The following is a 22,341-nucleotide window of genomic DNA, read 5'->3' on the forward strand; positions in this document are numbered from 1 at the left end:
GGACGACGCCATGGAGATGGGAATTGCCGGCAAGCGGGTGCTGATCACCGGCGGGTCGAAGGGGATCGGCCTTGCCTGCGCCGGGGCCTTCGCGGCCGAAGGGTGCGACTTGGTGCTCGCCTCGCGCGACGGAGCGGCGCTGGAGCGGGCGGCGGAGGGCATCCGGGCGCGGCACAATATCAGCATCGCCGTCCATGCCGGTGATCTCGGCGATGCCGCGGCGCGTGAGGCGCTGGCCGCGGCGCATCCGGAGATCGACGTGCTGGTGAACAATGCCGGCGCCATCCCGGGCGGGACGCTGGCCGATATCGACCTCGACCGCTGGCAGGAGGCCTGGGCGCTGAAGGTCTTCGGCTACATCCATCTCTCGCGGCTTTATCTGCCGCGGATGGAGGCGCGAGGCGACGGCGCCATCGTCAACATCATCGGCATGGCCGGGCGGGCGCCGCGGGCGGATTACATCTGCGGCGCCTCGGGCAATGCGGCGCTGATCGCCTTCACCGCGGCGCTCGGCGGCAAGTCGACCGATAAGGGCGTCCGCGTGGTCGGCATCGCGCCGGGGGCGACGATGACGGACCGAATTATCACCCTCTCCAAGTCGCGGGCGAAAACCAAGTTCGGCGACGAGAACCGCTGGGAGGAGATGCTGGCCGGGCTGCCGCTCGGCCGGGCGGGGAAGCCGGAGGAGATCGCCGACCTCGCGGTGTTCTGCGCCAGCCCGCGCGGCGGCTATCTCTCCGGCACCACCATCGACGTGGATGGCGGGGCGCAGTTCAGGGGGTAGCGCGAGTCCCGAGTAGCGCGAAGAAGGCGCCTTGCGGGTCGAAGCCCTGGAGGACCCAGGCCTCGCCCGGGACTGCCATCGGCCCGTTGACGATCTGGCCGCCGGCCTCGCGCACCCGGCCGGCGGCGGCGTCGATGTCGCCGACGGCGATGTAGAAGCACCAGAAGGGGCGGGGGATGGCATCCGGCTTGTTGAACATGCCGCCTATCGCCGGGCCGCCGAGGCGGAAGGTCTGGTAGGTGCCGAGCGGGCCGATATCCACCGCCTCCGCCCGTTGCCAGCCGAAGAGCGTGGCGTAGAAGTCGAAGGCGGCGGGCCAGTCGGCCGCCGCCAGCTCGTTCCAGCCGACATGGCCCGGCGTGCCGATGGGCTGCGGCTCGGGCAGGGTGCCGGCGAAGATGGCGAAGACGGCGCCCTGCGGATCGCCGAGGACGGCGAAGCGGCCGATCCCGATGCTGCGGGGCGGGACATGGACCACGCCGCCGAGTGCCGTGGCGCGGGCGAGGGTCGCGTCCACGTCATCGACCAGGATATGGCCGACCCAGCCGGGGAGGGCGCCTTTGGCCATATCGGCCTGCTTCAGCGGCAGCAGGCCGGCGGCGGGGCGGTCGCCGGCGGTCAGCAGGGTATAGGGCTGGTCCGGCGTGGAGGCATCGCGGGTACCCCAGCCGGTGACGGTGCCGTAGAAACGGGTGGCCGCCTCGGGGTCGGGCACCATCAGCTCGTGCCACGCGAAGTATCCCGTCATGGCGCGGCCTCCAGCGCCTCGACCAGCAGACCAAGCAGGCGGGCGCCGAATTCGCGCATGTTGACGATGCGGTCGCCGTGGCCGGTCTCGACCGTGAGCGTCCGCGCCACAGGGCCGGCGACTGCAAGGCAGGCATGGCCGGCCGGGTAGCCGTAGCGGTTGCCGCTCGGGCCCGTCGCCCCGGTCTCGCCGAGGGCCCAGACCGTGCCGAGGCGCTGGCGCATCCCTTCGGCCATCATCGCCGCATAGGCCTCGGTGGAGGGGGGCACGCCGTCCAGCCGCTCGGGCGGGATGGCGAGCAGCGCCTCCCGCGCCGCCCGCGTGTAGACCACGGTGCCGCCGAGGAAATAGGCCGAGGCGCCCGGCACCGCGAGCAGCGCGGCCGAAACCAGGCCGCCGGCCGAAGATTCGGCGACTGCGATGGTCTCGCCGCGGGCCTTCAGCAGGGCGCCGGCGCGGGCGGCGATGGGCAGCAGGCTTTCCATTGCGGTCCTCCTCCTCGGCAGGAGAGCCGCCGGGGCGGCGGGCGGCAAGTGAAGATTGACCGCGGCGCCCGGCGCCAGCACCTTCCCGCCGCTTCCAGGGGGCTTTCGTGCAGGATCTGGGTTCCGCCTTCATGGCCGCCATCGCGCTGGTCCGCGACGGGGATGCGGGGATGCTCGCCATCCTCGGCCTGTCGCTGCGGGTGAGCCTCGCCGCGCTCGGCATCGCGGCGGTGGTGGGGCTGCCGCTCGGGGCGCTGCTGGCCGTCGCGCGTTTCCCCGGGCGGCGGGTGGTGGTCGTCTCGCTGAACGCGTTGATGGGGCTGCCGCCGGTGGTCGCCGGGCTGCTGGTCTACCTGCTGCTCTCGCGCTCCGGCCCGCTCGGGCATTGGGGGCTGCTGTTCACGCCGGGGGCGATGGTGATCGCCCAGGCGGTGCTGATCACGCCCATCCTCGCCGCCCTGTCGCGCGGGGTGCTGGAGGCGCTGTGGGAGGAATATGCCGAGGCGCTGCGCTCCTTCGGCGCCGGACCCTGGCGGGCGGTGCCGACGCTGCTCTGGGATGGGCGCTTCGCCTTGCTCACCGTGCTGCTGGCCGGCTTCGGGCGGGCGAGCGCGGAGGTCGGGGCGGTGATCCTGGTCGGCGGGAATATCGAGGGCTTCACCCGGACGATGACGACGGCGATCGCGCTCGAAACCAGCAAGGGCGACCTGCCGCTGGCCCTCGCTTTGGGGCTGGTGCTGATGGTGATCGTGCTCGGGGTGAATGCGCTGGCGCAGGTGCTGCGCGATGTCGCGCTGCGCCGGGCCGGCTGATGCTGCCGATCCGGGCGGAGGGGGTGTCCTATGCCGTGGGTGGGGCTGCGATCCTCGATGGGGTGTCGCTCACCATCGCGCCGGGCGCGCCGATGCTGATCCTCGGGCCGAACGGTGCGGGGAAGTCGGTGCTGCTGCGGCTGCTGCACGGGCTGCTGCGGCCGGAGGCCGGGCGGATCACGCCGGCGGCCGCGATTCGCGGAGCGATGGTGTTCCAGCGGCCGGTGCTGCTGCGGCGCTCGGTGCTGGCCAATCTCCGCTACCCGATGGCGCTTGCGGGGGTGCCGAGGGCGGAGCGGGCGCGGCGGGCCGAGGCGGCACTGGCGGAGGTCGGGCTCTCGACGCTCGCTAGCCGGCCGGCGCGGCGGCTTTCGGGCGGCGAGCAGCAGCGGCTGGCGCTTGCCCGGGCGGCGGCGCTGGAGCCGCAGGTGCTGTTCCTCGACGAGCCCTGCGCCAGCCTCGACCCGGCGGCGACGCGGGCGGTGGAGGAGATCATCCGCCGCATCGCCGCGCGGGGAACCAAGATCGTCATGACCACCCATGATCTCGGGCAGGCGCGGCGGCTGGCGGGGGAGGTGGTGTTCCTGCATCGCGGGCGGGTGGTGGAAGCCGCCTCCGCGGAGCGTTTCTTCGCCGGCCCTGCCAGTGCGGAGGGGGCGGCCTTCCTTCAGGGGGAATTGCTGTGGTGAGACGGTCTCTGCTGCTGGGCCTGTTGCCGGCCGGTCTCGCCTGGCCAGCGGCGGCGCAGGACCGGTTCATCACTCTCGCCTCGACGACCAGCACGGAGCAGTCGGGGCTGTTCGGCCATATCCTGCCGGCCTTCACTCGCGCCAGTGGCATCGGCGTTCGGGTGGTGGCGCTCGGGACGGGGCAGGCGCTGGATGTCGGACGGCGCGGCGATGCGGATGCGCTGCTGGTGCATGACAAGGCGGCGGAAGAGCGCTTCGTCGCCGAGGGGTATGGCGGGCCGCGGCGGCAGGTGATGTACAACGACTTCGTGCTGATCGGCCCGGCCTCCGACCCGGCCGGGATCGCCGGCACCCGCGATGTGGCGGAGGCGTTGCGGCGCGTCTCAGCCAGGCGGGCGCCTTTCGTCTCGCGCGGCGACCGCAGCGGCACTCATGCGGCGGAATTGCGGCTCTGGCAGGAGGCGGGCATCGACCCGGTGCGGGGGCGCGGGCAGTGGTACCGCGAGGTGGGGCAAGGGATGGGTCCGGCCCTCAACACCGCGGCGGCGCAGGAAGCCTATCTGCTGTCCGATCGCGGAACCTGGCTCGCCTTCCGCAACCGGCAGGCGCTCAAGCTCTTGGTGGAGGGAGATGCGCGGCTGCTGAACCAGTATGGCATACTGGCCGTCAGCGCGCAGCGCCATCCGGGCGTGAAGGCGAGGGAAGCGCAGACCTTCATCGACTGGATCACCGCGGCGGCGGGGCAGGCGGCGATCGCCGGCTACCGCGTCAATGGGGAGCAGTTGTTCTTCCCCAATGCCGGCTCATCGAAATGAACGCGATGTCGGTTCAGTTTCGTGCAAGGGTCTGGCACTATTCCGTGAGAGATGCGGCGGTGCCGCCAGGGTCTCTGTAAAGGTAGGTCGTCCGTGGATACGCTATCCAATTCATACGTTCCTCTGCCGGCCGAGGCACTCGATGCCGAATCCCTGCGGGCGGCGATCGTGCGGAAGCTCACCTACGACCTTGGCAAGAGCCAGGCCGGGGCGCGCGACCGCGACTGGTTCATGGCGACGGCGCTCGCCGTGCGCGACCGCATCATCGACCGCTGGCTGAGCGTGACGCGGGCCGCCTATGAGGGTGGCCAGAAGCAGGTCTACTACCTCTCGCTCGAATTCCTCATCGGCCGGCTGCTGCGGGACGGCGTGACGAATCTCGGCCTCGACCAGATGGTGTCCGAGGCGCTGGCGCCGCTCGGCGTCGATTTCGAGAAGGTGCGGCAGGCGGAGCCGGATGCGGCGCTCGGCAATGGCGGCCTCGGGCGGCTCGCGGCCTGCTTCATGGAAAGCATGGCGAGCCTCGCCATTCCTGCCTTCGGCTATGGCATCCGCTACGAGCATGGGCTGTTCCGCCAGATCATCCGCGACGGTTGGCAGCAGGAATACCCGGAGGACTGGCTGAATTTCGGCAACCCTTGGGAATATGCCCGGCCGGAGATCGCCTATGACATCGGCTTCGGCGGCAGCGTCGAGGCGGTGATCGTCTCCGAGGCGCGGATGCGGCATGTCTGGCATCCGGCGGAGACGGTCCAGGCCGTCGCCTATGACACGCCGGTGGTCGGCTGGCGCGGCGAGCATGTGAACACGCTCCGCCTCTGGTCCGCCCGTGCGGCCGATCCGCTGAAGCTCGACGCCTTCAACTATGGCGACCATGTCGGCGCGCTGGCCGACCGGGTGCGGCAGGAGAGCATCTGCAAGGTGCTCTACCCGTCCGACGAAAGCCCGGCAGGGCAGGAGCTGCGGCTGAAGCAGGAGTACTTCTTCGCCTCCGCCGCGCTGCAGGACCTCGTGCGGCGGCACCTGCGGGTCTATGGCGACCTCAAGTCGTTGCCGGACAAGGTCTCGATCCAGCTCAACGACACGCACCCGGCGATCGCCATCGCCGAGCTGATGCGCATCTGCGTCGACCTGCATGGCATCGCCTGGGACGAGGCCTGGGAGATCACTCAGGGCACGGTCAGCTACACCAACCACACCCTGCTGCCGGAAGCACTGGAGAGCTGGGCGGTGCCGCTGATGGAGCGGCTGCTGCCGCGCCACATGCAGATCATCTACCTGATCAACGCCTTCCACCTGGACCGGGTGCGGGCGAAGCATCCGGGCGATACGCGGCTGCTCTCCTCCGTCTCGCTGATCGAGGAGGATCATGGGCGCCGGGTGCGGATGGGACATCTGGCCTTCGTCGGCTCGCACAAGGTGAACGGCGTCTCGGCGCTGCACAGCGATCTGCTGAAGAAGACCGTCTTCAAGGACTTCCATCAGCTCGAGCCGGGGAAGGTGGTCAACAAGACCAATGGCATCACCTTCCGGCGCTGGCTGCAGCAATGCAACCCGGGACTGACCGGGCTGCTGACCGAAGCGATTGGGCCGCGCTTCCTCGACGAGCCGGAGGCGCTGAAGGCGCTGGTACCGCTGGCGGGTGATGCCGGCTTCCAGGCGAAGTTTCTCGGCGTGAAGCGGCAGAACAAGGAGGCGCTTGCGACGCTGATCCGCAGCCAGCTCGACATCCGCATCGACCCTCATGCCATGTTCGACGTGCAGATCAAGCGCATCCACGAATACAAGCGCCAGCTGCTGAACGTGCTGGAGACGATCGCGCTCTATGACGCGATCCGCTCGCAGCCCACCAAGGACTGGGTGCCGCGCGTCAAGATCTTCGCCGGCAAGGCGGCGGCGAGCTACCACCGGGCGAAGCAGATCATCAAGCTGGCGCATGACGTAGCGCGGGTGGTCAACAGCGACCCCACGGTGCGCAACCTGCTGAAGGTTGCCTTCCTGCCGAACTACAACGTCTCGCTGGCCGAGATGATCGTGCCGGCGGCCGATCTCTCCGAGCAGATCTCGACGGCGGGGATGGAAGCCTCGGGCACGGGCAACATGAAGCTCGGGCTGAACGGGGCGCTCACCATCGGCACGCTGGACGGCGCCAATGTCGAGATGCTGGAGCATGTCGGGGCGGAGAACATCTTCATCTTCGGCATGACGACCGAGGAAGTCGAGCAGCGGCGGCGCGACGGCATCCAGGGCTCGGCGGCGGTCGAGGCCTCGCCGCGCCTGGCCGAGGTGCTGGAGGCGGTGCGTTCCGGCGTCTTCTCCCCGGATGACCGCAACCGCTACACGGATCTGGTGGATGCGCTCTGCGGCAGCGACTACTTCATGGTCGCGGCCGATTTCGATGCCTATTTCGAGGCGCAGCGCGACGTGGCTTCGCGTTGGGCGGAGGGGGCGGCCTGGCAGCGCTCGGCCATCCTGAATACCGCGAATATGGGCTGGTTCTCTTCCGACCGGACCATCCGCGAGTATGCCGAGGAGATCTGGCAGGTGCCGGTGCGGCGCTGACCGCCCGGGTGGCGACGCGGGCGTGATCGCGGGAATGTCGATTCGCAACTGTCGCGCGGATCGATTTACCGGCAATCTGCCCCTGCCGCCACCGGGGGAAGAATGGCATGCCGAGCAGCCGTGAGTACGGGCCAGAGCGAGTCGAGGGGCCTCTGGCGCGGACCGCCATGGCCTTCGTCCTGGCCGGCGGGCGCGGCAGCCGGCTGATGGAGCTGACGGACCGTCGGGCCAAGCCGGCGGTCTATTTCGGCGGCAAGTCGCGGATCATCGACTTCGCCCTCTCGAACGCCATCAATTCCGGCATCCGGCGCGTGGCGGTGGCGACGCAGTACAAGGCGCACAGCCTGATCCGCCATCTCCAGCGCGGCTGGACCTTCCTGCGGCCGGAGCGGAACGAGAGCTTCGACATCCTGCCCGCCAGCCAGCGTGTCTCGGAGCAGAACTGGTATCTCGGCACGGCGGATGCGGTGTTCCAGAACGCCGACATCATCGCCGACATGGCGCCGCGGCACATCGTGCTCCTGGCCGGCGATCATATCTACAAGATGGACTACGAGAAGATGCTGGCGCAGCACGTCGAGAGCGGCGCCGACGTCACCGTCTCCTGCATGGCGGTGCCGCGGCTCGAGGCGCGCGGCTTCGGAGTGATGAAGGTCGACCAGACGGCGCGAATCGTCGAATTCCTGGAGAAGCCGGCGGATCCGCCAGGCATTCCGGACCGGCCGGAACTGGCGCTGGCCAGCATGGGCATCTACGTGTTCGAGATGCGCTTTTTGCTCGACCTGCTGCGGCGGGATGCGGAGGACCCGAATTCGGAGCACGACTTCGGCAAGGACATCATCCCCTGGCTGGTGCGGAACGGGAATGCCGTAGCGCATCGCTTCGAGCGGTCCTGCGTGCGCTCATCGTCCGAGTTCCAGCCCTACTGGCGCGATGTGGGAACGGTCGACGCCTATTGGGAGGCCAATATCGACCTGACCGACATCGTCCCGCCGCTCGACCTCTTCGACCGCGACTGGCCGATCTGGACCTATGCGGAGATCACGCCGCCGGCGAAATTCGTCCATGATGTCGTGGGGCGAAAGGGTGAAGCGATCTCCTCGCTCGTCTCAGGCGGGTGCATCATCTCGGGGGCGTCGGCGCATCGGTCGCTGCTCTTCACCGGAGTGCATCTGCATAGCTGGTCGAAGGTGGAGGGCGCGGTGCTGCTGCCGCAGGTGGATGTCGGGCAGCATGCGCGGCTGACCAACGTGGTGGTGGACCGGGGCGTGCGGATTCCACCTGGTCTCGTCGTCGGCGAGGACCCGGTGGAGGATGCGCGCCGCTTCCGCCGGACGGAGAAGGGCATCTGCCTCGTAACCCAGGCGATGCTGGACAAGCTGCAGGGATGAGTCTCGGCGTATTGGCGGTTGCCTCGGAATGCTTCCCGCTGGTGAAGACGGGGGGGCTCGCAGATGTAGTGGGCGCCCTGCCGAGGGTGCTGGCGGGGGAGGGGATCGCTGTCACGACGCTGCTGCCTGGCTATCCGGCGGTGCTGGCGGCACTCGAAGGCGCGGAGGCGATTCGGGACTGGTCCGAGCTGTTCGGCGGGCCGGCGCGGCTGGTGCGGGGGCGGGCGGCCGGGCTCGACCTGTTGGTGCTGGAGGCCGCGCATCTTTTCGGCCGTGAGGGCAACCCGTATCTCGGGCCGGATGGGCAGGACTGGGCGGACAATCCGATTCGCTTCGCCGCGTTGAGCCGGGCGGCGGCGGAGGTGGCGGAGGGGTTCGATGCCGTCCATGCGCATGACTGGCAGGCAGGGCTCGTCGGGGCCTATCTGCGCGGGGCGCGGCCGCTGGTCTTCACCATCCATAACCTCGCCTTCCAGGGGCGGTATCCGGCGGAGGTCTTCGTTCGTCTCGGCTTGCCGGCGGAGGCCTTCGCTGTCGAAGGGGTTGAGTATTTTGGAGGCATCGGCTTCCTCAAGGCGGGGCTGCACTATGCCGACCGGATCACCACCGTCTCGCCGACCTATGCGATCGAAATCCGCAGGCCGGAGGGCGGAATGGGGCTGGACGGGCTGCTGCGGCATCGCGCCGCGGTGGTGAGCGGCATCCTCAACGGGCTGGATACGGCGGAGTGGAACCCGGCGACGGACCGGCATCTGGCGGGGCGCTTCTCGTTGGCGGAGCCGGGGGGACGGGCGGCCAACAAGGCGGCGTTGCAGGCGCGGTTCGGGCTGGAGGAGGGTGGGCCACTCTTCCTTTTCGTCGGGCGGCTGGCCTGGCAGAAGGGGATCGACCTGGTGCTGGATGCGCTGCCGGCGCTGCTGGCGGAGGGCGCGCAGCTTGCCATCCTCGGCACCGGGGACCGTGCGCTGGAGGCGCGGTGCCGGGAAGTGGCGGCGGCGAACCCCGGGCGGGTCGGGGCGGTGATCGGCTTCGATGAGGGGTTGGCGCGGCTCGGCTATGGTGGGGCGGATGCGGTGCTGGTGCCCTCGCGCTTCGAGCCCTGCGGCCTCGCCCAGCTCTGCGCGCTGCGTTACGGAGCGCCGCCGGTGGTGGCGCGGGTCGGTGGCCTCGCCGATACGGTGATCGACGCCAATGAGGCAGCGCTGGCGGCCGGGGTGGCGACGGGGGTGCAATTCGCGCCGCCTTCCGACGAGGCGCTGGCGGGGGCGCTGCGGCGGACTTCGGCGCTCTGGCGAGACGAGGCGGCCTGGGACGCGATGCGGCGGAATGCGCTGGCGGCCGATGTCTCCTGGGCGCGCTCGGCCGGGCGCTATGCGGACTTGTTCAGGGGATTGGTGAATGGCTGAGCCGCAGCCGGGTGTTGTCGCCGATGGCGACGGGGTGCGCGTCGGCATCGTCGCCCCGGATGCGACGGCCGTGGAGTTTTGCCTCTTCAAAGGTGAGCGGGAGGTGGCACGGCATCGTCTGACGGCACGCCTGGGGGCCTTGTGGCATGGATACGTGCCGGGCATCGGTGTCGGGGCGCGCTACGGGTTCCGCGCGGAGGGGCCATGGGCGCCTGAGGAAGGGCACCGGTTCAACCCGGCGAAGCTCCTGGTCGATCCCTGGGCAGTGGCGCTGGACCGGGACTTCCGCCTGCATCCGGCGCTGTTCGATACGGGCGAGCATCCGGACGGGACGGACAGTGCGCCTTATCTGCCGAAGGGGGTCGTCGCCGGGTCCGCGGCGGCGCCTCTGACTCTGCCGCCTCTGCCGCCTCTGCCGCAAGGGCCGCGGGTGATCTATGAGGCGCATGTCCGCGGCTTCACCATGCGTCATCCGGCGATTCCGGAGGCGATCCGCGGCACCTTCGCCGCGCTCGGCCACCCGGCGGCGATCGCGCATCTGCAACGGCTCGGGGTGACGCATGTCGAGCTGCTGCCGGTGGCGGCAGGGATCGATGAGCGGCACCTGCCGCCGCTGGGGCTGACCAATTACTGGAACTACAACCCCGTCGGCTGGCTCGTGCCCTGCCCGCGCCTGGCGCCAGGCGGGATGGCGGAGGTGCGGGCGGCGGTCGCGGCGCTCAGGACGGCGGGGATCGGCACCATCCTCGATGTCGTCTTCAACCACAGCGGCGAGGGGGATGCGGAGGGGCCGACGCTCTCGCTGCGCGGGCTCGGCAACCGTGCCTTCTACCGGACGCGCGGGGCCGGCTATGCGAATGATGCGGGAACTGGGAACACCCTCGCCCTCGATCGGCCGTGGCCGCTGCGGCTGGTGATGGATGCGCTGCGGCACTGGGTGGTGCAGGCAGGCATCGCCGGCTTTCGGCTCGACCTGGCGGCGACGCTCGGGCGGCGGGAGGAGGGGTTCGACCCGCAGGCGCCGCTGCTCTCGGCCATGCGGCAGGACCCGGCGCTGCGCGAGCTGCTGATCATCGCCGAGCCCTGGGATATCGGCACCTATGAGCTCGGGCGCTTCCCTGCCGGCTGGGGCGAATGGAACGACCGCTTCCGCGATACCGCACGGCGCTTCTGGCGCGGCGGTGGCGGGTTGTTGGGCGAATTGGCGACGCGCTTCGCCGGCTCGGCGGATGTGCTCGGTGCTGATCGGCCGGCGGCGGACAGCGTCAATTTCGTCACGGCGCATGACGGATTCACCCTCGCCGACCTCACCGCCTACATCGAGCGGCGCAACTGGGCGAATGGCGAGGAGAACCGCGACGGGACGGGGGAGAATTTCTCTTGGAACCATGGCGTCGAGGGACCGACCGAGGACCCGGCCGTGCGTGCCCGGCGGGCCGGCGATGTCCGGGCGCTGCTCGCCTTGCTGCTGACGGCGCGGGGGACGCCGATGCTCTCGATGGGCGACGAGGCGGGGCGGAGCCAGGCCGGCAACAACAACGCCTATGCGCAGGACAATCCGCTCTCCTGGTTCGACTGGGAGGAGATGGATGAATGGCTGGTCGAGTTCACCGCGGCGCTGGTGCGTGCGCGGCTCGCCCATCCCGCACTGCATGATGGGCGGAGGCTGACCGGCGCCGCTATCGATTCGAGCGGCATCCCCGATGTGGAGTGGCGGCGGCCGGATGGTGGCGAGCCCGATTGGGACAACAGCCGCGCGTTGGCGGTCGTGCTGTATGCCGAGGGGGACCGGGCGCTGGTGGCGCTGAATGGCGGTGAGGCGCCGGTGCCGCTGGCGCCTCCAGCGGCGCGGGAGGGCTTCGCCTGGCGCTGCCTCGCCGACAGCGCCGGGGCGGAGGGTGACCTCGCCCCGCGCAGCATCCGCCTGCTGGCGGAAGCGGCCCTCGGCTGAGGGCTACTTCGCCGCGACCGGCAGGCCGAGCGGGGCGGCGGCGCTGCGCCGCTTGCGCTCGACGATGCCGACGATGCCGCGCGGCAGGTAGATCATGAAGAGCACCAGCAAGATGCCGTAGATGAACGGCGCGCCGCCGGTGAACTCCGTACCGAAGGCGATGCGCAGCACTTCCTCGAGGCCGATGGTGATGATGGCGCCGACGGTCGGGCCGAGCGGGGCATACATCCCGCCGGCGATGGCGCCGAAGACGATCTGCAGCGAGATGCCGAGCCCGGCCAGCGATTCCGGGTTCAGGTACATCCGGTACTGCGCCATCAGCGCCCCGGCCAGGGCGGCGAGCGCCGTCGAGATGAGGGTGACGCGCAGCTTTTCCCGCGTGACCCGGATGCCGATGGAGGCGGCGGCGTCCTCGTCCTCGGAGATGGCGGCCAGCGCCTTCGAGGCCATGGAGCGGTCGAGCAGCCACCAGGCGAGCAGTCCGATGGCCCAGGCCAGCAGCGCCAGCCACCAGAAGCCGGATTTGTCGAACTGCATCGCCAGCAGACCCTGGTCGGGCGGGACGCGGTCCGGCGTCATGCCGAGCGAGCCGCCGGTATGGTCGCGAAGCGCGACGATGAGGATGCGGACGATCTCGCCGGCGGCGAGCGTCACCAGCGCGAAGTAGTGGCCGACGACCTTCAGCCGGAAGCAGGGATAGCCGAGCAGGACGCCGGCCAGGGCCGCCAGGGTCACGGCGATGGGGATGCCGACCCAGGGTGTGAGCCCGGCCATGTTCCAGAGCAGCGCCATGGTATAGGCGCCGATGCCGAGAAAGGCGCCATGGCCGAAGGAGACGAGGCCGTAGCGCCCCATCATCGCCCAGCCCGTGCCGGCGACGGCCGTCAGCAGCACGGTGACGCCGAGATGGAGGAAGTAGTCGGGCGGCGAGAGCAACGGGACGCAGGCCAGCGCCAGCAGCAGGGGGATAACGTATCTCATCGTGCGAAGAGCCCTCGCGGCCGGGCGAAGATGGTGACGATGAAGAAGGCAAATGCGACGACGTAGGAGAATTCGGTTGTGCCCCAGAAACCGCCGACCGAGACGATGATCCCCATGATGAAGGCGGCGAGGAAGCCGCCCAGCATGTTGCCGAGCCCGCCCATGACGCAGATCATGAAGGTGATCGGCCCGAAGGAGAGGCCGACAAAGGGATGGACGTCGAGCTGCACCACCAGTAGGCAGGCGGCGAGGCCGGCCAGCGCGCCGCCGACCGCCGAGGCGATGAGGTAGATGCGCTGCGGGTCGACGCCCATCAGCGGCATCACCTCCCGGTCGCGGGCGATGGCGCGGATGGCGGTGCCGACATAGGTGAATTTCAGGAACGCCCAGAGCAGCGCCGCACCCACCAGCGCCGCGCAGAAGGCGGCGAGTTTGGTGCCGCTGACGAAGATCTCGCCGACCTCCATCGGCGGCATGTCGACGCCGAGGCTGCGGAAGTCGGTGCGGAAGATGAGCGTCATCGCCCCTTGCAGCAGGAAGAGCACGCCGCCTGTCGCCAGCACCTGGTTGATCGGCGGCGCCGCGAGCAGCGGCCGCACGACGAACAGGTGCAGCAGCAGGCCGAGCAGCGAGACCACCGGCAGGCAGGCGGCGAAGGCCATCCAGAGCGGCCATCCCGCCTGGGTGTAAAGGAACCAGACAGCATACATGCCGACCATCACCAGCTCCGCATAGCAGAGCCAGACCACGTCCACGACGCCGAAAACGAGGTTGAGGCCGAGCGCCGGCAGGGCGAAGACGCCGCCGAGGAGGATGCCGTTGACGAGCGCTTCCAGCAGGAAGGAGTCCATGGCTCAATGCCCTCCAAGATAGCTGCGGCGGATGGCCGGGTCGGCCACGAGCTCGGCCGAGCGGCCCTCAGCGGCGACGCGGCCGGTCTCCAGCACATAGGCGCGGTCGACGACTCGAAGCACCTGCGCCACGTTCTGCTCGACGATCAGCACCGTCAGCCCCTCCTCGCGGATGCGGCGGACGAGGTCGAACACCTGTTTCACGACGATCGGGGCGAGGCCGGCCGAGGGTTCGTCCAGCAGCAGGATGCGCGGGGCGCACATCAGCGCACGCCCGATGGCGCACATCTGCTGCTCGCCGCCCGACATGGTGCCTGCGAGCTGGTGGCGGCGCTGCTTCATGCGGGGGAAAAGGTCATAGACGCGGTCGCGTCGCTCGGCGAAATGCGCGCGGGCGGCGGGCGAGAAGGCGCCGACCTTCAGGTTCTCCTCGACGGTGAGATGCGGGAAGAGACGGCGGTTCTCCGGCACATGGGCGATGCCGAGCGAGGGCAGCAGATGCGCGGGCGTCGCCGCAAGATCCTGCTCGCCGAAGCGGAGGCTTCCCGCGGTCGGGCGGATCAGGCCGGAGATGACGCGGAGCAGGGTGGTCTTGCCGGCGCCGTTCGGCCCGACGACGCCGACCGCCTCGCCCGGCTCCACGCGGAGGCCGATGCCGAAGAGTGCCTGGAAATCGCCATAGCCGGCATGGATGCCGGACAGCTCCAGCGTCCCGCCCGGTGCGGCCTGCGTCCCGGCGCCGCGGTCGAGGGCGGCGCTCATGCGGCGCGGCTCTCGGGCGGGCCGAGATAGACCTCGGCGACGCGCTCATCGGCTTGCGCCGCCTCGGGCGTGCCCTGGAAGATGACGGCGCCATGGTCGAGCACCACGACGCGATCGACGACCGAAAGCAGCACACCCATGATGTGCTCCACCCAGACGATGGTGATGCCGCGCTCGTCGCGGATGCGCTTCAGCATGGCGGCGGCCTGGTGCATCTCGGCGGTGTCGAGGCCGCCGAGGCTTTCATCGGCCAGCAGCAGGCGGGGCTGGGTGGCGAGCGCCCGGGCGAGTTCCAGCTTCTTCAGCCCCGCGGCGCCGAGGCCATGCGCCGTCGCATGCGGGTCGTCGGGAAGCTGGGCGAGGCGGAGGGCGTCGCGGGCGCGGGTCTCCGCCTCCTCGCGGCTAATGCCGCCGCCGGCGCCATAATGCGCGGCGAGCGTCGCATTCTCCAGCAGCGAAAGGCCGCGGAAGGGGCGGGGGATCTGGAAGGTGCGGCCGATGCCGCGGCGGCAGGTCTCGTCGGCTGTCAGCCCGCCGATCTCCTCGCCGGCCAGCCGAACGGAGCCGGAGGTCGGGCGGAGCATGCCCGCGACGCAGTTGAAGGTCGTGCTCTTGCCGGAGCCGTTCGGGCCGAGCAGGCCGAGGATCTCACCCTTGCCGACCCCGAAGGAGACGTTGTCGACCGCGGTGAAGCCGCCGAAGCGCTTGGTGAGCCCGGCGACCTCCAGCAGCGGGGCCGTGCTCATCGGGCGGCGTAGGCGTTGCCGGCGGGCAGCGGCATGACGATCGGCTGGCCGAGCGAGGCCGGCCAGACCACCTTCGACTTGCCGTTCTCGAACTGCATGACCACCGCGATGCTGCGCTCGTTCTGCCCGGCCATGGGATTGCCGGGCGGGACGAATTTCACGCCATAGCCCTGGATGGTGCCGCCGGTCGGTACGTCCACCTGAAGCGCCGCCTCGCGCAGGGCATCGGCGGTCATTCCCCCGGTCTTGCGGACGGCGGGTTTGAGGACGTGCTCGAGGAAGATCCAAGTGTTGTTGAAGCCCATGGAGGCATGGGTGGGCGGGTCGCTCAACTTATGCTTGGCCTGGAAGCGATCCATGAAGGTCTTCGCCAGGTCGCCGACGCCCGGCTGCAGCTTGCTCCAGTCGAGCATCTGCGTCGCCGCCGGGTCCACGTTGCACATGAAGTTCACGTCCTGGCCGAAGGTCTCCGTCAGCCGGTCGATCTGCGACCAGCCGGCGCCGTGGCCGATCAGCATCTTGAAGCGGAGGCCGCCCGACTTCGCCTGGCGGAGGAAGAGGGTGATGTCCGGGTTGTAGCCGACCTGGAGGACGATATCGGGCCGCTCGCGCCGCAGCTTCGTCACCAGCGTCGAGAGGTCGGGCGCGGTCGAGGAATAGGCTTCCTTGAGGACGATCGGCATGTTGCGGCTCTTGGCATTCGCTTCGATCGCCGCGGCGACGCCGGTGCCGTAGGGCCCGTCCTCGTAGATGACGCCGAGCTTCACCTTGTCCGGCGCCAAGCCGAGCTTCGCCTGGGCATTGTCGGCAATGGCGGAGATCGAGCCCTCGCCATACTGGTCGGAATGCACAGTGGGGCGGAAGACGTAGCGGAAATTCTTGTCCTTCAGCACCGCCGTCGCGATGGCCGAGGTGATCCACATCATCTTCCGCGACTGCTCGAAGCGGCCCGAGAGCGGCACGGCATGGGCGGAGGAGTAGATGCCCGTCACCACTTCCAGCCGCTCCTGGCCGAGCAGGCGCTCCATCTCGTTGATGGCGACATCGGCCTTGCTCTGGCTGTCGGCGGTGATGGCCTGGACGGGGCGGCCATCGACGCCGCCGCGTTCGTTGAAGAGCTCGATCGCCACCTCGGCGCCCCAGAAGAGCGGCTGGCTGCCGGCGCCGGCAAAGGGGCCGGAGAGATCGGTCATCACCCCGACGCGGAGCGGGTCGCCGCCGCGGGCCGGCCCTTGGGCACGTGCGACGCTGGCGGGGATGGTGAGGGCGGCGCCAGCCCCCAAGAGGCCGCGCCGGGTGGTCCCGAATGCCGTCATCTGGCGTCACTCCCTGGTGCCGAAGCCCTCTGCCGGGGCCAGTGCCATATCAGCCAAGCCGTCTTGCGGCATGCCGTCAAGCGGAAGCGCTATTCGGACGGAATGCCGGCCTGGCGGATGATGTCGCGCCAGAGCGGCACCTCGCGGGCGATGCGCTCCGCAAGCGCAGCCGGGCCGCGCGGCTCGACGCCGAAGCCGGCGGCGCGAAGCCTGGCACGGGTCGCCGGCTCGGCGAGAATGGCGAGGCTGTCGCGCTCCAGGCGCTCGATGATGGCAGGTGGCGTGCCAGCGGGGGCGAGAAGGGCCTGGAAGGTTTCCGAGACGAAGCCCGGATAGCCGAGCTCCTGCATCGTCGGCACGTCCGGCAGGTCTGGCCATCGCTCGGCGCTGGTGATGGCGAGCGCGCGGACCGCGCCGGAAAGGATGTGTGGCTGGGCCGGCGGCAGCGCCGCGACGCCCACCGGGGTGATGCCGCCGAGCACCGACTGCACCGCGAGCGCCGCGCTGGCATGGGTGATCTGCACGAACTCGATCCCCGCGCGCAGGCGCAGCAGTTCCGCCGTGAGGTGGGGCGTGGAGCCGGTGCCGGGATTGGCCATGTCGAGCCCGCCTGGCCGCGCCCTGGCGGCGGCGATGAGGTCGGCGAGCGAGCGTATGCCCGATTGCGCGCCGGCGATGACCAGATTGGGCGAGGCGCCCAATTCCGCCACCGGGGCGAAATCCCTGACCGGGTCGTAGCCCGGGTTGCGGAAGAGGCTCGGATTGACGACGAAGCCGGTGGAGACGACCAGCAGCGTGGTGCCGTCCGGCGCGCTGCGGGCCACATGGGCGGCGCCGATATTGCCTCCGCCCCCGCCGCGGTTCTCGACAATGACCGGCTGGCCGAGCGCGGCCGTCAGCCCGGCGGAGAGGACGCGGGCCATGACATCGGTCGGGCCGCCGGGCGCGAAGGGGACGACGATGCGGACAGGGCGGTCCGGGTAGCGGTCACCCTGGGCCCGGGCCGCGAAAGGCGCGGCGGTGAGCCCGATGACCAGGCGACGCGTGGACCGCATGGCGGCGTTTCCTCCCCCTGGGGCCGGTCTGAGCCGGCCTTCGGCGGGAAGCTTGCGAAGCGGCGCCGCGCCGCGTCAAGGCGCCGCGTGGGTATCGTCCGGCCGCTGCGGCGGCAGCTTGATGGCGATCGCCCGGAACCGGCCGGTCGTGGCGCGGGAGCCGGCATGGATGGTGCCCTTGGGGATGACGATGAGGTCGCCCGCCTTGATCTGCACCTCGCGGTCGCCGAGCCAGAAGGAGCCGGCGCCATCCAGGATCAGCTGGATCTCGTTCGCATCGGCATGGAAGTGGCGGAAGACATTGCCGCTCTGGACCGCGACCGTGCCGTCGGGCGTGGCGACGAGGGTGCGCGAGCGGAGGTCGGTATTGCGGATGAGCGGTCCGATCTCCTCATCCGTCATGGTCATGACGTTGATGATCCGCGGCTCCAGCGGTGGCGGGGAGGATTGCGCCTCGGCCGAGGGCATGAGGCGGGCCGCGAGCAGGCCGGCCAGGAAGGCTCCCGCGAAGCCGGCATGGAGGAGGGGACGGCGCATCGGTTCTGCCTTTCTTGTCGGACGCAGGGCGATCATCGGCAGGCGGCCGAGGCGATGCAAGCAGCGCCTATTTCCGGTTGCGCGCCAGGATGGTCACCGCCATCACCAGGACGAGGATGACCATGCCCGTCCGGTGCTGGCTGATCCATTCGAGCGCCTGTTCTACGGGCATGCCGGTCCCTCCTGCCGGCGAGAGTGGCCCGCGTTGCGCTGCGGGCCAAGGGCGGGCGAGACTGCCGGGCCGGGCGGGAGGAAACAGCATGGAACAGGCTGCCGGCGTGATCGGCCTCGGTATCGTGGGCGGCGCCATGGCGCGCAACCTGCGGGAGGCGGGGTGGAAGGTCTTGGGCTTCGACACCAACCCGGCCCGCCGGGCGGAGGCGGCCGCTTCGGGCATCGCCATCGCGGAGGATGCGGTGGCGCTGGCGCGGGAGGTGCCGCTGCTGCTCACCAGCCTGCCGCGGCCGGGCTCGCTGCACGACACGGCGTCAGCCCTCGCTGCGGCCGGGCTGCCGCCCCAGCTGCTGGTCGAGACCAGCACCTTCACCCTGTCGGACAAGCAGGCGGCGGCCGAGCTTCTGGCCGGGGCGGGGCACCGGATGCTCGACTGTCCGCTCTCGGGCACCGGGGCGCAGGCAGTGAATCGCGACCTGGTCGTCTATGCCAGCGGGGACAGCGCGGCGATCACCGGACTTGCGCCCTTCTTCGCCGGCTTCGCCAGGGCGGTCCACGACCTTGGCGAGTTCGGCAACGGCACGCGGATGAAATTCGTCGCCAACCTGCTGGTCGCCATCCACAATGTCGCCTCGGCCGAGGCCATGGTGCTGGCGCGGAAGGCGGGGCTCGACCTGGCCCAGGTGGTGGAACTGGTGCAGGATGGCGCCGGCAGTTCCCGCGTCTTCGAGCTGCGGGCGCCGATGATGGCGGCGAACAGCTATTCGCCGCCCAGCATGCGCATCTCCATGTGGCAGAAGGACATGGCGGTGATCGGCGAATTCGCCGCTTCGCTCGGCTGCCCGGTGCCGCTCTTCAGCGCGACCCAGCCTTATTACGCCGCCGCCATGGCCCATGGGCTGGGCGGCGAGGATACGGCGGCGGTCTGTGCCGTACTGGAGCGGCTGGCCGGCATCAGGCATGAGGGATAGCGAAGGCCATGGGCGAGCCATGTCCCCACGAGACGGGCCGGGCCTTGGCTAACCTATTGAAATAAAATCCGGTCCGAGGCCCGCAAACGTCAGCGTGTCAAAAAGGGAACGCCTGGGTCCCGATGCAAAGCAGCCGGTGTTACCAAACGGGTAAGGGCTGTATGCTGGGGGTTCGAACCAGGAGCACCGAATGGGAGAGGCGCAAGGCCAGACGGCCCCTGCGCGGCGGTCATCCCCGCCGGAGGACCTCGCCGCGCTGTCCTTCGAGGACGCGCTGGCGGAGCTGGAAGACATCGTGAAGTCGCTGGAAGGCGGCCGGAGCACGCTTGCCCAGGCCATCGCCGATTACGAGCGCGGCGCCGCGCTTCGTCGGCATTGCGAGCAGAAGCTCGCCGAGGCGGAAGCGAAGGTCCAGGCGATCGTCGACGCCCCCGGCGGCCCCACCCTCCGCGACGTGGAATGAGATGAGCATGACCACCGAGACCTTGGACCTCCGCCGCGCCATGGCGATGGCGGCGGAGGAGATCGATCAGGCCCTCGACATCCTGCTGCCGCCGGAGGAGGGGCCCGAGGCCCGGCTCTATGCGGCCATGCGCTATGCGGCGGTCGGCGGCGGCAAGCGGCTGCGCGGCTTCCTGGTGCTGGAAGGCGCCCGGCAGTTTGGCGTCTCTCGCCATGCGGCGCTGCGCGTCGCGGGCGCGATCGAGATGCTGCATGCCTACAGCCTCGTCCATGACGACCTGCCGGCGATGGACGACGACGACCTGCGCCGCGGCAAGCCGACCGTCCACAAGGCTTTCGACGAGGCAACAGCCATCCTCGCCGGAGACGCCTTGCAGACCCAGGCCTTCGCCGCGCTGGCGCATGAGGACACGCATCCGGATCCGGCGGTGCGGGTGGAGCTGGTGCGCTGCCTCGCCCAGGCCGCCGGCGCACGCGGCATGTGCGGCGGGCAGATGCTCGACATGCTGGCCGAGGAGAGCGGCGACCCGCTCGACGAGGCTGCTATCGGCCGCTTGCAGACGTTGAAGACCGGCAAGCTGATCGAATTCTCCGCTGAGGCGGGCGCGGTGCTGGGCAAGGCCGCGGCCTCCCAGCGGCACGCGCTGCTCGGCTACGGGCGCGACCTCGGCGCCGCCTTCCAGATCGCCGACGACCTGTTGGACGCGACGGTCACCGCCGAGGAGGCGGGGAAGCGCACCGGCAAGGATGCCGAGGCCGGGAAGGCCACCCTCGTCTCCCTGCTCGGGCTCGAACGGGCACGGTTACAGGCCGACCGGTTGGTGGCCCAGGCCAAATCCCATCTTGACGTCTTCGGAGAGAGGGCAGACCTCTTGCGCATGCTCGCAGATTTCGTGATCGAGCGGAGGAGCTGATGTCCGTCCCCTCCGCCACCCCGCTCCTCGACCGCGTCAAGATCCCGGTCGACATGCGCAACCTCTCCTCGGAGCAGCTGAAGCAGCTCGCCTCCGAGGTCCGGGCCGAGACGATCCACGCCGTCAGCCAGACCGGCGGGCATCTCGGCGCTTCGCTCGGCGTCGTCGAGCTGACGGTCGCCATCCACGCCGTCTTCGAGACGCCGCGGGATCGGTTGATCTGGGATGTCGGCCATCAGGCCTATCCCCACAAGATCCTGACCGGGCGGCGCGACCGCATCCGCACGCTGCGCCAGGGCGGCGGCCTCTCCGGCTTCACCCGCCGCAGCGAGAGCGAGTACGACCCCTTCGGCGCGGCCCATTCCTCGACATCCATCTCCGCCGGCCTCGGCATGGCAGTGGCGAGCGAGTTGAAGGGCGATCCGCGCAACGTCGTCGCCGTGATCGGCGACGGCGCCATGAGCGCGGGCATGGCCTATGAAGCGATGAACAATGCGGGCGCCGAGAAGTCGCGCCTCATCGTCATCCTCAACGACAACGACATGTCGATCGCGCCGCCCGTCGGCGCGATGAGCGCCTATCTGTCGAAGGTCGTCTCCTCCCGGCCCTTCCTGTCCATCCGCGACATGATGGCGAAGCTGGCACGGCGCTTCCCGGCGCCGATCGAGCGCGCCGCCAAGCGGGCGGACGAGTATGCGCGTGGGCTGCTCACCGGTGGCACGCTCTTCGAGGAACTCGGCTTCTACTATGTCGGGCCGATCGACGGGCACGACCTCGACCATCTGCTGCCGATCCTGCGGAACCTGCGTGATACCGAGCTCGGCGAGCCGGTGCTGCTGCATGTGGTGACGCAGAAGGGCAAGGGCTATGCGCCGGCCGAGGCGAGCGCCGACAAGTACCATGGCGTCGTCAAGTTCAACGTCGTCACCGGCGAGCAGCAGAAGCCGCCGCCGGGGCCGCCAAGCTACACCAAGGTCTTCTCCAACGCGCTGATCGCCGAGGCCGAGGCGGACAGCCGCATCGTCGCCGTCAACGCGGCGATGCCGGCGGGGACGGGGCTCGACGCCTTCGCCAAGCGCTTCCCGAAGCGCAGCTTCGATGTCGGCATCGCCGAGCAGCATGCCGTAACCTTCGCCGCCGGCATGGCGACGGAAGGGATGAAGCCCTTCTGCGCCATCTACTCGACCTTCCTGCAGCGCGGCTACGACCAGGTCGTGCATGACGTGGTTCTGCAATCGCTGCCTGTGCGCTTCGCGATGGATCGGGCGGGGCTGGTCGGTGCCGATGGCGCGACCCATGCGGGCAGCTTCGACATCGCCTATCTCGGCTGCCTGCCGGGAATCGTGCTGATGGCGGCGGCCGACGAGCTGGAGCTGATGCATATGGTCGCGACTGCGGCGGCCATCGACGACCGGCCGAGCGCCTTCCGCTATCCGCGTGGCGAGGGCCTCGGGCTCGAGCTGCCGAAGCGGGGCACGCCGCTCGAGATCGGCAAGGGACGCGTGCTGCGCGAGGGGACGAGCGTGGCCATCCTCTCCTATGGCGCCCGGTTGCAGGAATGCCTGAAGGCGGCTGAGGAACTCGGGGCGCGCGGGCTCTCCACCACCGTCGCCGATGCGCGCTTCGCCAAGCCGCTGGACACCGACCTCGTCGAGCGGCTGGCGCGGGAACATGAGGTGCTGATCACCATCGAGGAGGGCTCGGTGGGTGGCTTCGGCAGCTTCGTGCTGCAGCACCTGGCGATGCGCGGGATGCTCGACCATGGGCTGAAGGTGCGACCGATGTGCCTGCCGGATCGCTTCATCGACCATGAGGCTCCTCGCAAGCAGTATGACAAGGCGGGGTTGAACGCCGCGCAGATCGTCGCCATGGCGGTCGCGGCGCTCGGCGCCGGTGCCGCGGCGCAGCCGGCGCGGGCCTGAGGCGGCC

At 69.9% G+C, this 22,341-nt stretch carries 21 protein-coding genes; 12 read left to right on the top strand and 9 right to left on the bottom strand.

Annotated elements, in window-relative coordinates; translation table 11 throughout:
• Positions 1-10: 10 nt before the first annotated feature.
• Entirely contained in the window at positions 11-784 is a 774-nt protein-coding gene (locus tag EP26_RS09005) for a short-chain dehydrogenase/reductase (RefSeq protein ID WP_043337891.1), read from the top strand.
• Here EP26_RS09005 and EP26_RS09010 read toward each other — a convergent pair.
• Positions 774-1,532 (bottom strand): VOC family protein, encoded by a 759-nt coding sequence (locus EP26_RS09010; RefSeq protein WP_043337892.1) that lies wholly within the window; start codon positions 1,530-1,532, stop codon positions 774-776. The genes EP26_RS09005 and EP26_RS09010 overlap by 11 nt on opposite strands.
• A complete protein-coding gene (locus EP26_RS09015; RefSeq protein ID WP_043337893.1) occupies positions 1,529-2,017 on the bottom strand; it encodes a CinA family protein in 489 nt (162 codons plus the stop codon). The genes EP26_RS09010 and EP26_RS09015 overlap by 4 nt, the downstream gene beginning before the upstream one ends.
• 107 nt (positions 2,018-2,124) lie before the next feature.
• Between EP26_RS09015 and EP26_RS09020 the strand changes: the two genes are divergently transcribed.
• The 7 genes from EP26_RS09020 (at position 2,125) to glgX (ending at position 11,643) form a co-directional block, all read left to right on the top strand.
• Complete coding sequence (locus tag EP26_RS09020; protein WP_245624339.1) at positions 2,125-2,829, top strand: ABC transporter permease; 705 nt, start codon at positions 2,125-2,127, stop codon at positions 2,827-2,829.
• Entirely contained in the window at positions 2,829-3,518 is a 690-nt protein-coding gene (locus EP26_RS09025) for an ATP-binding cassette domain-containing protein (protein WP_043337895.1), read from the top strand. Before EP26_RS09020 ends, EP26_RS09025 begins: the two co-directional genes overlap by 1 nt.
• The gene (locus tag EP26_RS09030) at positions 3,515-4,333 is read left to right on the top strand and encodes a substrate-binding domain-containing protein (RefSeq protein WP_342669094.1); all 819 of its coding nucleotides are present in this window, start codon (positions 3,515-3,517) and stop codon (positions 4,331-4,333) included. Before EP26_RS09025 ends, EP26_RS09030 begins: the two co-directional genes overlap by 4 nt.
• Positions 4,334-4,426: 93 nt before the next feature.
• On the top strand, positions 4,427-6,895 hold the full coding sequence (locus tag EP26_RS09035; RefSeq protein ID WP_043337896.1) for a glycogen/starch/alpha-glucan phosphorylase: 2,469 nt from the start codon (positions 4,427-4,429) through the stop codon (positions 6,893-6,895).
• Between the two features lie 107 nt (positions 6,896-7,002).
• Positions 7,003-8,286, top strand: coding sequence for a glucose-1-phosphate adenylyltransferase (gene glgC, locus EP26_RS09040; protein WP_043337897.1), 1,284 nt, complete (start codon positions 7,003-7,005; stop codon positions 8,284-8,286).
• Positions 8,283-9,692: a glycogen synthase GlgA gene (gene glgA, locus EP26_RS09045; RefSeq protein ID WP_043337898.1), complete on the top strand. Its 1,410-nt coding sequence runs from the start codon at positions 8,283-8,285 to the stop codon at positions 9,690-9,692. Before glgC ends, glgA begins: the two co-directional genes overlap by 4 nt.
• Entirely contained in the window at positions 9,685-11,643 is a 1,959-nt protein-coding gene (gene glgX / locus EP26_RS09050; protein WP_043337967.1) for a glycogen debranching protein GlgX, read from the top strand. The genes glgA and glgX overlap by 8 nt, the downstream gene beginning before the upstream one ends.
• 3 nt (positions 11,644-11,646) lie before the next feature.
• On the opposite strand, the gene EP26_RS09055 is transcribed toward glgX, so the two are convergent.
• The 7 genes from EP26_RS09055 to EP26_RS09085 all read right to left on the bottom strand — a co-directional run bounded on the left by EP26_RS09055 (position 11,647) and on the right by EP26_RS09085 (position 17,891).
• Complete coding sequence (locus EP26_RS09055; protein WP_043337899.1) at positions 11,647-12,624, bottom strand: branched-chain amino acid ABC transporter permease; 978 nt, start codon at positions 12,622-12,624, stop codon at positions 11,647-11,649.
• Positions 12,621-13,475, bottom strand: coding sequence for a branched-chain amino acid ABC transporter permease (locus EP26_RS09060; protein WP_043337901.1), 855 nt, complete (start codon positions 13,473-13,475; stop codon positions 12,621-12,623). Before EP26_RS09060 ends, EP26_RS09055 begins: the two co-directional genes overlap by 4 nt.
• A gap of 3 nt (positions 13,476-13,478) precedes the next feature.
• Positions 13,479-14,237: an ABC transporter ATP-binding protein gene (locus tag EP26_RS09065; protein WP_052388976.1), complete on the bottom strand. Its 759-nt coding sequence runs from the start codon at positions 14,235-14,237 to the stop codon at positions 13,479-13,481.
• Positions 14,234-14,983, bottom strand: coding sequence for an ABC transporter ATP-binding protein (locus EP26_RS09070; protein ID WP_245624340.1), 750 nt, complete (start codon positions 14,981-14,983; stop codon positions 14,234-14,236). Before EP26_RS09070 ends, EP26_RS09065 begins: the two co-directional genes overlap by 4 nt.
• Complete coding sequence (locus tag EP26_RS09075; protein ID WP_043337902.1) at positions 14,980-16,299, bottom strand: ABC transporter substrate-binding protein; 1,320 nt, start codon at positions 16,297-16,299, stop codon at positions 14,980-14,982. Before EP26_RS09075 ends, EP26_RS09070 begins: the two co-directional genes overlap by 4 nt.
• Positions 16,300-16,388: 89 nt before the next feature.
• Entirely contained in the window at positions 16,389-17,354 is a 966-nt protein-coding gene (locus tag EP26_RS09080) for a Bug family tripartite tricarboxylate transporter substrate binding protein (RefSeq protein WP_043337904.1), read from the bottom strand.
• A gap of 75 nt (positions 17,355-17,429) precedes the next feature.
• Positions 17,430-17,891 carry an AraC family ligand binding domain-containing protein gene (locus EP26_RS09085; RefSeq protein WP_043337970.1) on the bottom strand — a complete coding sequence of 154 codons (462 nt, stop codon included), beginning with the start codon at positions 17,889-17,891 and terminating at the stop codon, positions 17,430-17,432.
• A gap of 260 nt (positions 17,892-18,151) precedes the next feature.
• On the opposite strand from EP26_RS09085, the gene EP26_RS09090 reads away from it, so the two are divergent.
• The 4 genes from EP26_RS09090 (at position 18,152) to dxs (ending at position 22,334) form a co-directional block, all read left to right on the top strand.
• Entirely contained in the window at positions 18,152-19,036 is an 885-nt protein-coding gene (locus EP26_RS09090; protein WP_043337905.1) for an NAD(P)-dependent oxidoreductase, read from the top strand.
• A 190-nt stretch (positions 19,037-19,226) separates the two neighbouring features.
• The gene (locus tag EP26_RS09095) at positions 19,227-19,499 is read left to right on the top strand and encodes an exodeoxyribonuclease VII small subunit (protein ID WP_052388977.1); all 273 of its coding nucleotides are present in this window, start codon (positions 19,227-19,229) and stop codon (positions 19,497-19,499) included.
• A 1-nt stretch (position 19,500) separates the two neighbouring features.
• Entirely contained in the window at positions 19,501-20,412 is a 912-nt protein-coding gene (locus tag EP26_RS09100) for a polyprenyl synthetase family protein (RefSeq protein WP_043337906.1), read from the top strand.
• A complete protein-coding gene (dxs, locus tag EP26_RS09105) occupies positions 20,412-22,334 on the top strand; it encodes a 1-deoxy-D-xylulose-5-phosphate synthase (RefSeq protein WP_043337907.1) in 1,923 nt (640 codons plus the stop codon). The genes EP26_RS09100 and dxs overlap by 1 nt, the downstream gene beginning before the upstream one ends.
• The last annotated feature ends 7 nt before the right edge of the window (positions 22,335-22,341 follow it).

This window comes from Belnapia moabensis DSM 16746, from assembly GCF_000745835.1.
Lineage (GTDB): Bacteria > Pseudomonadota > Alphaproteobacteria > Acetobacterales > Acetobacteraceae > Belnapia > Belnapia moabensis.

Bases quoted from the DNA above. Each gene is read 5' to 3' on its own strand.
- EP26_RS09025 (WP_043337895.1), top strand. From the start codon at position 2,829: ATGCTGCCGATCCGGGCGGAGGGGGTGTCCTATGCCGTGGGTGGGGCT.
- EP26_RS09095 (WP_052388977.1), top strand. From the start codon at position 19,227: ATGGGAGAGGCGCAAGGCCAGACGGCCCCTGCGCGGCGGTCATCCCCG.
- EP26_RS09015 (WP_043337893.1), bottom strand. From the start codon at position 2,017: ATGGAAAGCCTGCTGCCCATCGCCGCCCGCGCCGGCGCCCTGCTGAAG.
- EP26_RS09055 (WP_043337899.1), bottom strand. From the start codon at position 12,624: ATGAGATACGTTATCCCCCTGCTGCTGGCGCTGGCCTGCGTCCCGTTG.
- EP26_RS09080 (WP_043337904.1), bottom strand. From the start codon at position 17,354: ATGCGGTCCACGCGTCGCCTGGTCATCGGGCTCACCGCCGCGCCTTTC.
- EP26_RS09060 (WP_043337901.1), bottom strand. From the start codon at position 13,475: ATGGACTCCTTCCTGCTGGAAGCGCTCGTCAACGGCATCCTCCTCGGC.
- EP26_RS09085 (WP_043337970.1), bottom strand. From the start codon at position 17,891: ATGCGCCGTCCCCTCCTCCATGCCGGCTTCGCGGGAGCCTTCCTGGCC.
- EP26_RS09090 (WP_043337905.1), top strand. From the start codon at position 18,152: ATGGAACAGGCTGCCGGCGTGATCGGCCTCGGTATCGTGGGCGGCGCC.
- EP26_RS09075 (WP_043337902.1), bottom strand. From the start codon at position 16,299: ATGACGGCATTCGGGACCACCCGGCGCGGCCTCTTGGGGGCTGGCGCC.
- glgX (WP_043337967.1), top strand. From the start codon at position 9,685: ATGGCTGAGCCGCAGCCGGGTGTTGTCGCCGATGGCGACGGGGTGCGC.
- EP26_RS09100 (WP_043337906.1), top strand. From the start codon at position 19,501: ATGAGCATGACCACCGAGACCTTGGACCTCCGCCGCGCCATGGCGATG.
- EP26_RS09005 (WP_043337891.1), top strand. From the start codon at position 11: ATGGAGATGGGAATTGCCGGCAAGCGGGTGCTGATCACCGGCGGGTCG.
- EP26_RS09065 (WP_052388976.1), bottom strand. From the start codon at position 14,237: ATGAGCGCCGCCCTCGACCGCGGCGCCGGGACGCAGGCCGCACCGGGC.
- EP26_RS09070 (WP_245624340.1), bottom strand. From the start codon at position 14,983: ATGAGCACGGCCCCGCTGCTGGAGGTCGCCGGGCTCACCAAGCGCTTC.
- EP26_RS09010 (WP_043337892.1), bottom strand. From the start codon at position 1,532: ATGACGGGATACTTCGCGTGGCACGAGCTGATGGTGCCCGACCCCGAG.
- glgC (WP_043337897.1), top strand. From the start codon at position 7,003: ATGCCGAGCAGCCGTGAGTACGGGCCAGAGCGAGTCGAGGGGCCTCTG.
- dxs (WP_043337907.1), top strand. From the start codon at position 20,412: ATGTCCGTCCCCTCCGCCACCCCGCTCCTCGACCGCGTCAAGATCCCG.
- glgA (WP_043337898.1), top strand. From the start codon at position 8,283: ATGAGTCTCGGCGTATTGGCGGTTGCCTCGGAATGCTTCCCGCTGGTG.